13 protein-coding genes are annotated in these 10,410 nt (G+C 68.9%); 3 read left to right on the top strand and 10 right to left on the bottom strand.

Annotation, left to right across the window (positions count from 1 at the left end):
- Positions 1-25 precede the first annotated feature (25 nt).
- From DGI_RS00735 to DGI_RS00760, 6 genes are read right to left on the bottom strand one after another with little or no spacing between them, the layout of a single operon-like run.
- Complete coding sequence (locus tag DGI_RS00735; protein WP_021758685.1) at positions 26-838, bottom strand: peptidase associated/transthyretin-like domain-containing protein; 813 nt, start codon at positions 836-838, stop codon at positions 26-28.
- Positions 835-1,377, bottom strand: coding sequence for a hypothetical protein (locus DGI_RS00740; RefSeq protein ID WP_021758686.1), 543 nt, complete (start codon positions 1,375-1,377; stop codon positions 835-837). Before DGI_RS00740 ends, DGI_RS00735 begins: the two co-directional genes overlap by 4 nt.
- Positions 1,370-1,636 (bottom strand): hypothetical protein, encoded by a 267-nt coding sequence (locus tag DGI_RS00745; protein WP_021758687.1) that lies wholly within the window; start codon positions 1,634-1,636, stop codon positions 1,370-1,372. The genes DGI_RS00740 and DGI_RS00745 overlap by 8 nt, the downstream gene beginning before the upstream one ends.
- On the bottom strand, positions 1,624-3,429 hold the full coding sequence (locus DGI_RS00750; RefSeq protein WP_021758688.1) for a serine/threonine-protein kinase: 1,806 nt from the start codon (positions 3,427-3,429) through the stop codon (positions 1,624-1,626). Before DGI_RS00750 ends, DGI_RS00745 begins: the two co-directional genes overlap by 13 nt.
- Before the next feature lie 9 nt (positions 3,430-3,438).
- Positions 3,439-4,869, bottom strand: a complete 1,431-nt coding sequence (locus DGI_RS00755) for a hypothetical protein (RefSeq protein WP_027192892.1) — start codon at positions 4,867-4,869, stop codon at positions 3,439-3,441.
- Complete coding sequence (locus DGI_RS00760) at positions 4,866-5,255, bottom strand: hypothetical protein (protein ID WP_041725530.1); 390 nt, start codon at positions 5,253-5,255, stop codon at positions 4,866-4,868. The genes DGI_RS00755 and DGI_RS00760 overlap by 4 nt, the downstream gene beginning before the upstream one ends.
- Positions 5,256-5,444: 189 nt before the next feature.
- Between DGI_RS00760 and DGI_RS00765 the strand changes: the two genes are divergently transcribed.
- A complete protein-coding gene (locus tag DGI_RS00765) occupies positions 5,445-5,921 on the top strand; it encodes a hypothetical protein (RefSeq protein ID WP_021758691.1) in 477 nt (158 codons plus the stop codon).
- A gap of 52 nt (positions 5,922-5,973) precedes the next feature.
- Here DGI_RS00765 and DGI_RS00770 read toward each other — a convergent pair whose 3' ends face one another.
- The 4 genes from DGI_RS00770 to DGI_RS16720 form a co-directional block, all read right to left on the bottom strand.
- Entirely contained in the window at positions 5,974-6,432 is a 459-nt protein-coding gene (locus DGI_RS00770) for a hypothetical protein (RefSeq protein WP_021758692.1), read from the bottom strand.
- Between the two features lie 11 nt (positions 6,433-6,443).
- Entirely contained in the window at positions 6,444-6,899 is a 456-nt protein-coding gene (locus DGI_RS00775) for a hypothetical protein (RefSeq protein ID WP_021758693.1), read from the bottom strand.
- 110 nt (positions 6,900-7,009) lie between these two features.
- Entirely contained in the window at positions 7,010-8,164 is a 1,155-nt protein-coding gene (locus DGI_RS00780; RefSeq protein WP_021758694.1) for a P22 phage major capsid protein family protein, read from the bottom strand.
- Positions 8,165-8,200: 36 nt separating this feature from the next.
- A complete protein-coding gene (locus DGI_RS16720) occupies positions 8,201-8,881 on the bottom strand; it encodes a DUF6651 domain-containing protein (protein WP_051286305.1) in 681 nt (226 codons plus the stop codon).
- A gap of 205 nt (positions 8,882-9,086) precedes the next feature.
- On the opposite strand from DGI_RS16720, the gene DGI_RS00790 reads away from it, so the two are divergent.
- Positions 9,087-9,926 carry a hypothetical protein gene (locus DGI_RS00790; RefSeq protein WP_021758696.1) on the top strand — a complete coding sequence of 280 codons (840 nt, stop codon included), beginning with the start codon at positions 9,087-9,089 and terminating at the stop codon, positions 9,924-9,926.
- Positions 9,923-10,408: a hypothetical protein gene (locus DGI_RS00795; protein WP_021758697.1), complete on the top strand. Its 486-nt coding sequence runs from the start codon at positions 9,923-9,925 to the stop codon at positions 10,406-10,408. The genes DGI_RS00790 and DGI_RS00795 overlap by 4 nt, the downstream gene beginning before the upstream one ends.
- Positions 10,409-10,410 lie beyond the last annotated feature (2 nt).

Here is a 10,410-nt window from a genome sequence, read left to right on the forward strand (position 1 = left end):
AATATGCTGAGTTGTGGCATGGCGTTCACGCGATGAAGTGATCGTTGTTAAGGGAATCCAGGCGGGTATCCTGATAGCCCGGGGCCGTGACATACAGCTCCACCCGTGCGCCGGAAGGAATGGGACCAATCTCCACCTGCCCGTTTTCGTCAGCCTGCCCGCGGCCGTAGGTGGTGGAGACCATGGCCCCGGGCACGGGATCGCCGGTGCAATGGTCCACCACGGTGAGCACGTAGCGCGTGGGCTGCGCCGCAGCGGCGGCGGACTCGTCCGTCGGGTTGGAATACGTCAGCTGCACGCCGGCAAAGGCCGGGCTCCAGTCCGCCGGTATGGCCAAGGACGCCCCGCGTTCAGGGTTGCGGACGGTTTCCGGGGTGAAGCCCAGGCTGGCCAGGGCCTCGCGACACATGGCCAGCACCAGCACGCGGGGCAGGGACAACGCCGACGCCGGCAACCGCCAGCGTGAATACTGCGTCCGGTAGACCACCTTCGCCACGCCCAGCACCGGCCCCGGAACCACGACCTCGCCCCCGCGCACGGCGATTTCGCCGCAGTCCTTGCCCACCCAGGATGCCGCAGGCGGCCCGACCACGGGAGACGACAACGCCGCCCGCGCCGTCAGGGCAAAGTCCAGATACTCCGTCACATCCTCGGGGATGTTGCGGCCCAGCAGACGCAACGGCTCGGCCAGGCTGGCCAGCACCACGGCGTCGCAATCCGCATAGCAGCGGAAGATGCCCGTGCTGGAAAAATCCGCCTCCGCCACCAGGGCGATGCGAGGGGCCGCGACATCTGCCGCAAGCTGCAGCTGTGTTGTCTGGGAAAGAATGCCGCTCACAGGCTGCCCTCCTCCACCTCGCCGCGCACGGCCAGGCAGACGGTCCAGGCGGAGGCGTCCCGCCAGGGCAACACGAAGCGCCGGCCAATCCAGGCCGTGCGGTAGCGCACCTCGGCCACGGCCGCCACGGGCGCATCTTCCACCACGCCCGGAGCCGTCACCAGAGTCCCGGCGCACTGCAGCGCCCCGGGCAGGCTCCTGCCCAGCCAGCGCTGCACCGTCAGGGAATCGTCCACCGCCGGCAGATTCAGGGACGCCCGGGCCGAACCGGCAAGGCAGATCGTTTCCGTGCGCGTCTCTTCCCCGCCGCTGGAGACGGCCAGCACGCCGTCGCTGAGGGCGAAGGTCAGCCGCATGGACGCCGGCCAGGCATGAATGCGCAGATAGACGGACTCGCCGAAGCGGAAGGCGCTGCGCGCCTCGCCGTACAGACGACGATGCATGGCGTCGTCCAGTTCAAGGTACAGACAGGCATCGGCATGGTCCACGGTGGCGGCAAAGGCCAGCCGCACCCAGGCATTGGCGAACAGATCAGCCATGATTGCAGATCACCTCCTCACGTTCCGCCATGCCCGCGCCGGCCAGGGGCAGCGCCGCCACCCCGCCCGGCCAGTCCAGCAGCAGCACGGCCTGCCCCGGCTCCAGGGCGGCATCGGCCGTGGCCTGGATGCTGGCGTCTCCCGCCTGCACCAGCACGCGCCCTGCCCCCAGCCGGGCCGTGACCACCCCGCGCCGCGCCGCGGCCGCCGTGGCCGTCACGCGCGTTCCCGGCGTTGTTGCCCCTGCTACATTCGCCATGACACACCCTCCAGGGTATGGATGCAGGAGGCCCCTTCGCAGTGCAGGGACCATCCGACGAGGGAAAAATGCCCGTCCACGCCAGCCCCGGCCGACTGCACCCGAACGAGCATGCCGTCTTCCACGGTCGGATCGCAGGGAATGCGGGCCGTCACCATGCGCCGGGGCAGGCAGGTCCCCAGCAACACGGCCTCTGCAGCCAGCACGGCCGCCCGCCGCGAGCCGGCCAGGGGTTCCTCCAGCACATCCGGATGGACGGGATGCACGGTCGGATCCGGCCGCAGGGAGCTGCGCACCGTCACGGCCACCGCGCCTGCCGGGGCCACGCCCATGACGAAGAGCGCCTCGGCCTGATCCACCTCGCGCAGCAGATAGCGGTCAAAGGCCGTCAGATACCGGATGTCGGCCAGACCATGGACGCCGGCAGCGGCCTGCAGCATCTCGCTGCGCCCACCGGCCTGCACCGCGCCGCCGTGGCTGCCCACCCAGGCCGGCGACTGCAACAGCCGGAGCACCGGCCGCGAGGCCGTGGCCTGCCCGGCCACAAAGGACACGCGCTCGGCCATCGCTTCCACGGCCGGCCCGAGGCGCTGCACCCGCCCGGCCGAGACCCAGGGCGCCAGCCGCAGCACGTCCGGGCCGGTGATCCGCCAGTACACGCGAACCACGGCTTCGGCCCCGCCCACGTGTTCCAGCTCCACCAGGGGCGTGGCGGCCTCGCCCGCAGCGCCCAGCACATGCACCGCGCCCCAGGGCTGGCCGGGATCGTCCGTCACAGTGAGGCCCAGCAGGGTTTCCTCCGCCCGGACCTGCAACGTTGCCCGGGCCAGGGGCAGGATAGCGGGGCCGTGGGGATGCCGGGGCCGGATGCGGAATCCCCCTTCCGCCGTACTCCGCAGCACGCCGCCGGCTGCCGAGGCAATCCGCGCCGCCAGGGTCACCGGCGTATCGTGCAGCGATGTCCAGGCCGGCAGGGGGAAGTCTTCCATCTCCCAACAGAGGGACGCGGGCGCGAGCACGGCCGTCGCCGCCTCCCTGGCGCTGCGCGGTCCGGCCCCCGTCTCCAGGGAGACGGCCCCGGCATGCGGCGCATCCAGCAGGATGCCGGCAGACGCAGCCTGCACCGTGGCCAGGTGATCTTCCCGCGCCACCGCAGTGACCACGAAGCGCCACGCCCGGCCCAGCGCCTCCACCACCAGCACGGGCGCGGCGGCCTCGCGGATCCTGTCCAGGCGCTCCGCCAGGGCGGCATCCACCCCGGCAAGGGTCAGGCGCAGGTGCGGATCCTCCCGATCCTGCCTGATGGTGCAGGCCCGGAGGCGATGGGAGATGTCCTCCCCGTCCAGCAGCACGCGGCGGGACGGCGATTGCGCCACCAGTGGCGGCAGGCAGACGGCAGGACAGGCCAGCCGCCCCCGGACCGCAGGCGACATCGTCTCGACAGCCGTCCTGCCCTGCAGGGGGGCGGCGTCCATGCTGGTGCGCAGCGCAAGACGCCCGGCGCTTCCGGCGGTCAGGGCCTGCGTGATCCCCAACTGGCCGCGACCGCCCCCGGCCACAATGGCCTGCAGCATGGCACATTCGCCCCGCCGGGCCGCGCCGCCGCGGGACAGCGTCCCGGGCAGGGCCAGGCAACGCCGCCGGCCACCGGACAGATCCCCTGCCAGGTGCATCTGCCGCCGCCAGCCGCCGCCGACCGCCACGGGATGATCGCCAGCCTGCCCCAGGGGCACCGGCCACGAATGGACCCCGGCGAGGTCGCGTTGATCGGAGAAACACAACAGAATGGTCATAGTGCCGCCCTACTCGCAGTACCAGCCGAGAACCATGAGGTTGTGGGAGATTTCCGGCGCGCCGGCGGGCACGGTCTGGCGCATCCACACCGGCACGGCGGCGGGATGGGTGGAGAAGGCAATGGTGTCTCCGGCGGCGAAGATCCCGGCGAATCCCGCAGGATCCAGCACAAAATACGGGACTCCGGCGCTGGCGTTCACGGGGGAGAAGGGGGAGGCCACGCTGCCGGCGCCCACGTCGCCTTCCTGAAGTCCGGCACACAGGAAGCTGGTGGCCGAGGTGAAGGTCAGGGTCCAGCTGTCTTCCTCCACGCCGTCATGGGGCAGCACGGGCGGATGCCCGGCGTGATCGTACGTGCCGGCGGTGCTGGACATGATCCACCCGTCTGCCGAGGCCTGCAGCGAATCCATCTCCAGGCATCCCGCGCCAACGGTGTTGGCCGTGCCGTATGCGCCCGTCACCTGCTCATTCAACAACACCGTGACGGCGCTGCCGGTGCTGCGGTAGGCCCGTTCCCGGTAGCTGATGGTCACGGCCGTGCCGGCATCCGGCGGCGTGTTCCAGGACACGGGAGTACTCCAGACGCCGGTATCCATCTGCAACGCACCGGCCGTGCAATAGCCGCTGCACTGGCCGTCGCGGTTGACGGTCACCGTCTGGACCTGCCCGCCGCACACCGCCGTGAGCACAGGGGTTTTGCCGTCCACACGACACACGCCGTCCGCCGCATGGGCCAGGGAGGTCAGGGTGAGGGCGTAGCTCAGGCCATTGCCCGTGGTCAGCACCTCGCCTTCGTGCAGGCGGTCGGCGATGCGCAACCACTCTTCCCGGCTGGACGGGGTGACGGTGAGCACGGTATCACCGCCAAGATACAGACCATACGGGTGCAGAATCTCCCCGCCCGTGTCCAGGCGGTCCACGCTGCGCCATGTGCCGTTGTCCAGCAGCACGGCATCCCCCGGCCGCACGGCCTCGTGCACGGTCTGCTGCACCAGAAACCGGTTGGAAAGATGCAGCAACCCGCCGTTTTCAAACACGGTGTCCGCATCCTCCATCACCAGTTGCACAGCGGTTTCCCCGCCCGTCAGTTCCGTGGCCAGGCGGCCCACCCCCATCCAGGCCGGGGCGCGGGCCAGCAGTTGCTGCTGGGTGTCCTGCTGGGTGCCCAGGGCAATGGCGAAGCTGTCCTCGCCCATGGAAGGATGCTCCAGAAAGAGCACCACGCCCCAGGCGGGCTCGCTTTCGGGATTTTCGTTGACGAAATACTGCTTGCGATGGCGGATGATGCCGGCCTCGCGTTCGGTGCGCGTCACCCGCGGGAAGAGATTGTGCCGCGCACCGGGCACCACCAGCTCCCGCCCCTTGGGGCCGCCGTTGAGGCCCGTATCAGTCATGCGGCGGGCCTTGCGGAATACCATGTCTTCGATCTGGATGCTCACGCCGTCACCTCCATCAGCTTCAGGCGCAGGTTCTTGACAGGATCGTCAGGGGAAGCAGGACAGGAAAGGAACACCGGCTCGGCGACCACGGCCGGCCCGTCCTCGTGCCGGAACCGCACGGCCACGGCCGGCCGCTCGCCCGCCGCCAGGCGGTAGACCGCGCCGGGCAGGGCGGCCATGGTCAGCAGATGGTCCAGACAACCGCGGGCAATCCAGCCGCGGTCCTCGTCGCCGACAAGATCCCAGGCGCGCAGGGGCACGGCGTCCTCCAGCAGCAGGGGCCGACCACCCAGGGTCTGCAGACGCTCCACCCGCACCGGCCCCGGGCCGGCCGCAGGCTCCCAGCGCAGATCCGGAAGCAGCACATCGTCTAGGTATATGGACACGAGGATTCTCCTTGCAGTGCTTGTCTCAAAAAAGAGACTAGCGCGCGGCCTGCACCTGCCGTAAGTCGGAAGCGTTTCCACCCACGCGCAACCCGCTTGGCAGCGCGGGCCGGCCGCGCTACAAGCACGACGGCATCGCAGCGTCTGCCATGCCCGACGCGCACCTTCTGCAAGGAGCATTTGGACGTGATGCAACTTTTTCTTCGCGCCCTGGCCTGCGCCATTTCCGGCGCGGTGGGCGGGCTGGTGAACAGCGTGGCTGTGTGGGGACTGGGCAGGCTGGGCGTCAATCAGGCGCTGGATTTCGCCATGGCGCCGGCCCTGAGCTGGGCTTGGCTGTGGCCGCGACTGGCGTTTGGCGGGGCGTGGGGACTGCTGTTCCTGCTGCCATTCTGGGAGAAACGGCCGTGGCCCAAGGCGGCGCTGCTCTCCCTGGCGCCGGCAGCCTTCATGCTGGTCAAGGTGTTCCCGGACATGGGACTGGGACTGTACGGCCTGGGAGCCGGCACGGGCGCGCCGTTCATGACGGTGTTCTACAATCTGGTCTGGGGCATGGCAGCCATGGGCTTTCTGGTGGCGTCCCAAGTCGGATCGCAAACCGGATCGCACATCAAATCGCAATCCAGATCGCAATTGCGATCCAGCGCGAAACCCCGCCGCCGGTAAGTGATGCCACCCGCCCCGATGTTGCCTGAAGCGACACCGGGGCGGGCGGCGGTTATTGCGTCACGTAGCTGATGTCCAACGGCTGATGCACGCAGCCGGCCAGGCCTGCGCCTCCCTGGCACAGGCTGCCGGGCGGTGCGGTGCGGTGAATTTCCACGGCCAGCCGCGTCCAGGGCGCGTCCTGCTCCAGCAGGGATTCCAGCCGCCGGCCCCAGGCAGCCAGGGTTTCCAGCTGTCCCCCGCGGACCGGCAGCAGCACGGCCACCCCCACACTCACGGCCATGGTCCAGAGCACGCGGGTGCCGGTGCCCGTCTGCCAGCTCCCCCGGCGTCGGGGCAGGCCCACGGCCAGCAACCCACAGGGGAGTTGCGTGGCCGGGATGCCCGCCAGCGCCTCGGCAGTGATGCCTTCCACATGCAGCGCCCCGCGCACCTGCCCCTGCCCGTGCAGATCCTGCAGGCCGGCAAGGGCCTCCTCAAGGCTGCGGATGATGCGAATGCCGACGTCCATCCTCCCTCCTTTCAACTGCGCACCAGCCGCACCGGACGGCGCGGCCGCACATCATCCCCGGCATCCACGGCCCCGGAGGCGTTCCAATCGTAACGGACACCTTCCTGCAGCACGCGGAGCAGCTCGGCTTCGTAGTCCTCACGGCAACGGGCGGCGTTGCGCTCGAAGCCGTCGGGCTCCGGCGAGGCGGCCCGGGCGGCATCGAAGAGCAGCTCCAGCGTCTTGAGCACGCAGCATCGCGTCAGCTGTGCGGGTTGCAATCGGGCAGGATCCAGGGGGTGCCGCCGCCAGTTCACCCCCCGTCGGGCTGCCTCCTGGCGGTGCCAGCGGCGGGCAAGATCCTCCAGCAGCAGGGCCGTGGCCCGTTCCCGCTGCCGATGGCAGCCCGGTTCTCCCGGAACAAGCAGGGACGGCGCGGCGGCAAAGGCCAGCTCGATATCCGCATCCGTGGCAAAGGTTGTCGTCATGCATGCCTCCCTGTGGCGTTGCGCCAGTCCTCATGCGGCTGAATGCGCTTCGGGGAAAAACCTTTCTCCAGAACGATTTTCCCCCGAGCGTTGTTCAACGGTACCCAGCCCTACCCCAGCACGCGGCAGGCCAGTTCCGGCCGCACCAGGGCCGCGCCGAAGAGGATGTCGTAACTCCAGCGGGTGCGCTTGTATTCGCGGGAGACCTCCAGCCGCAGGGACAGGCCGCTGACGGGATCGGTGACGGACTGGATCATGGACCCCAGCCCCTCGGCGGCATCCACCAACGGGCGGTTGGCAAAGGCGATGGCATCCCGGTGGAAGGCCAGGTTCACGGCGTGGTTGCCCAGCACGGCCAGCGTCTCCCCGCCCGCAGTGGCCTGTTTGAGCCCGGCAGTCAGGCGCACCACGCCGTCGGCGCCGGCGGCGATGGTCACGGCGTCGGCCACGGCATAGGTGGCGTCATCGTGCTCAATGGTCAGCAGGTCCCCTGCCTTCAGGGACAGGGCATTGGTCGCGCCACAGGTCACGGTCAGGGAGGTGGCGCCTGCAGCCGCCGCAGCACCGGCCTTGAGCACCGTGGGAGTGCCCGCGGTGCCGCCCACACTGCCGGCCACGTGCAGGGGCACGTTCTGATCCATGAACCAGTCGAAGCCCAGCTTGCGGGTGATGTCGCCCTCCTGGATGGTTTCGGCCGAGCCGGCAAAGGAGGCGTCCTGGAAGGCGCGCAGCATCAGCGCATTGGCTTCGGCGTCGGGATCCATGACGAAGCGGCGGTCGGTCTTGGGGGCGCTGGCCGAGGAGAGCACCTTGCGGGCCGCGGTGATGGCCGCGAGATCCGTGCCGAAGGGCGTGGTGCCGGCCGTGCCCACGGCCTGGGACACCCCGCCGTACAGACCCAGCAGGTAGGCATCCACGTAGTTGGCCAAAGCCTTGATGGCTTCCGCAGCCTGCATGGGGATGGCCCCATCCATCACGGAGAGCATGTCTTTGTCCGTCAGATAGAACGGGGCTTCCCGCCACTGATCCATGGCGATGGGCACACTGGCGGCGGCCAGGCCGTCCAGGGCGGGGGCGGTGGCGGCGGGCTCCACGGCGGCGCTGCTCATGGCCGTGGGCACGGGCACGTCGATGACGGCGCCCTTGCGGGCTGCTTCCACGCCGAAATCGGCATTCACCAGCCGGGGCATCACGGAGTGCTGCCGCAGGGTGATGACGCCCTGGGCCAGAAGTTTGGGAGTGATGGCGGAAAGATCGGTGGGCATTCGGAAATCTCCTTGCGGAAAAAGGGATGCAGGCGGTTAGCGGACGTTGACTTCGCCGCGGGCGATGGCTTCGAGATTGGCGGCGAAGGCCTTGGCGTCGTTGCGGGGGATGATCATCCCGGCGCGGGACTGGCGCTCGGCGTTGCCGGCCGCACCGGAGCCGGCATGGCTGGCCCGCAGGATGGCGTCGCGCTCGGGGTAGTACTGCATGATGTACAGCTCCAGGGCCTCCTCGGGGCCGGCCAGACGGGCGGGGTCTTCCCGGGACATGATGGCCGAGCCGTCCGGGGCATGGGCCACGGCCGTGGCCACGCCGTCCACCTCTTCCACGGTGAAGATGCGGCCGAAGACCTCCATGGCGATGGACGGCGGCAACACCGTTTTTTCACGCAGAAACACCGAGTTGAGGATGACGTTGGAGACGAGCAGGGTTTTGAGCTGCTCGTCGCGGGCGGCCAGGGCGGCTTCCAGTTCCTTGATGCGGCCGGCCTGAATGGCCTGGGCTGGCTGGACGGGCTGGGCGGGGGACGGCAGGGACTCGGCAGGCACCCCGGGGGCGGGCGCAGCCGCCGGGGCTGCCGGAATTGCCGGGGGCGGGGTTGCCGAGACTGCCGGGATAGGCGCGGCAGCAGCCAACCGCTGCTCCAGCTGCTCCAGACGGGCCAGCAAGGCCGCCAGATCCGGGGCCGTCTGCGGTGCAGGGGAAAACTCGTGCATGGGGATGATGCCTCCTTGAGCAAGGTTGCGAACACGTCTGCATCCACCATATCCGCGCCCTCCCCCTTGCGCAGGACGGAAACCCTTCCCCCCATGCCGACCCTGGCCGTGCCGCGCATTGCCAGATGCAGCCGGATGCCGTAAAAGCATCACATGCCCGACCCATCCTGGCCACCGGGCAACCTTGCGGCATGGAGTCCGCCACATGGTGCATCGTCTGTCTGCCCTGGCCCTGTGCGCCGTTCTGCTCTGCGGCAGCCCGCCGCCGGCATCCGCGACCCTGGCCCAACCCCTGAGTGAGCTGGAAAAGCAGGCCTTTGGGGAAAACTATCTGCTGCCCTCCCCGGCCGAAGTCTTCCTGGCCCTGGAAAAAGCCGGCCCCGTGGACTGGACAGCCATGGCCAGCTTCAATCCCCGGTACGACTACGCCGACAACGCCCTGCGCGCCCTGAACCTGGGCATTCGCGCCGCGGATGGCTTTCTGGCCATCCAGGCCCGGAACCACGACAAGCTCGGCAAGATGATCTCGGCCATCATGACCCTGGCCGAAGAGCTGCTGGTGGCGGAAACCATCCTCAACAAGGGAAAATCCTTTGAGGATCTGGCCCGCAACGGCCAGTGGGAGGAGCTGCACGGCCAGTTGGACGCCCTGCGCGACGACGTGCTGCACGAAATGGAGCGCATGGGCGACAAGGACACCGCCCTGCTCGTCTCCACGGGCGGTTGGCTGGAAGGCTTGCGGGCTACGGCCAAGACCCTGGAAGAGCACTATTCCGAGCGCGCCTCCACCCTGCTCTACCAGCCCAAGCTGCTGCGATACTTCCGCGCCCGCCTGAATGCCCTGCCCCCCCAGACCCGCAACGCCCCGGCGGTGGCGGCCATCCTCGGCCAGCTGGACGCCATGGAAGCCTGCCTGAATGTGGGCTACCGCATGCCCATCCCACAGGAAAACATCCGCCGCCTGGCTGCCATCAGTGAACTCCTCGTCAGCAGCATTGAAAGCGGCGCTGGCGGCGGCAACTCGACCCTCGGGGGGTCCTCATGAGCCCGGCCCGTCTGGCGGTGTCCTGCTTGCTGACTGCGATTCTGGTCCTGATCGCAGTCTCCCTGCCCTGCGCCCAGCCTGCTGCGATCATGGATACGCCCGTCTCCATCCAGGGCCGCCCCCACAACGAAGACATGCTGCGCTACGCCTTCGCAGTCGTCCGCTCCCTCAATGAGGACGGCTTCCAGATGCGCGAGTTGCAGAACGGCCGGCTTTTCAAGGGCCAGTCCTTCTATTATTCCACCCAGCTCTCCGCCGGGGTGGAGTATTATTTCTACGCCGCCGGCGACCCGGACCTGCACGCCATCGACCTTCGGCTCTATGACGAGCAATGGCAGCTGGTGACCGCAGACACCCGCCAGGGCAACACCGCCACCTTGCAATATCTCATCGAGTGGAGCGGGGCCTACCATCTGAAAGTGACCGTGATGGACTGCAACGACTACGGCGCCGAGTGGTTCCTCGTCTCCGGGTACAAGTAGCC

This window comes from Megalodesulfovibrio gigas DSM 1382 = ATCC 19364 (genome assembly GCF_000468495.1).
Classification (GTDB): domain Bacteria; phylum Desulfobacterota; class Desulfovibrionia; order Desulfovibrionales; family Desulfovibrionaceae; genus Megalodesulfovibrio; species Megalodesulfovibrio gigas.

Coding starts and splice junctions, on each gene's coding strand:
- DGI_RS00740 (WP_021758686.1), bottom strand. CDS start 1,377: ATGGCTGATCTGTTCGCCAATGCCTGGGTGCGGCTGGCCTTTGCCGCC.
- DGI_RS00745 (WP_021758687.1), bottom strand. CDS start 1,636: ATGGCGAATGTAGCAGGGGCAACAACGCCGGGAACGCGCGTGACGGCC.
- DGI_RS00750 (WP_021758688.1), bottom strand. CDS start 3,429: ATGACCATTCTGTTGTGTTTCTCCGATCAACGCGACCTCGCCGGGGTC.
- DGI_RS00765 (WP_021758691.1), top strand. CDS start 5,445: ATGCAACTTTTTCTTCGCGCCCTGGCCTGCGCCATTTCCGGCGCGGTG.
- DGI_RS00770 (WP_021758692.1), bottom strand. CDS start 6,432: ATGGACGTCGGCATTCGCATCATCCGCAGCCTTGAGGAGGCCCTTGCC.
- DGI_RS00775 (WP_021758693.1), bottom strand. CDS start 6,899: ATGACGACAACCTTTGCCACGGATGCGGATATCGAGCTGGCCTTTGCC.
- DGI_RS00780 (WP_021758694.1), bottom strand. CDS start 8,164: ATGCCCACCGATCTTTCCGCCATCACTCCCAAACTTCTGGCCCAGGGC.
- DGI_RS16720 (WP_051286305.1), bottom strand. CDS start 8,881: ATGCACGAGTTTTCCCCTGCACCGCAGACGGCCCCGGATCTGGCGGCC.
- DGI_RS00790 (WP_021758696.1), top strand. CDS start 9,087: ATGGTGCATCGTCTGTCTGCCCTGGCCCTGTGCGCCGTTCTGCTCTGC.
- DGI_RS00795 (WP_021758697.1), top strand. CDS start 9,923: ATGAGCCCGGCCCGTCTGGCGGTGTCCTGCTTGCTGACTGCGATTCTG.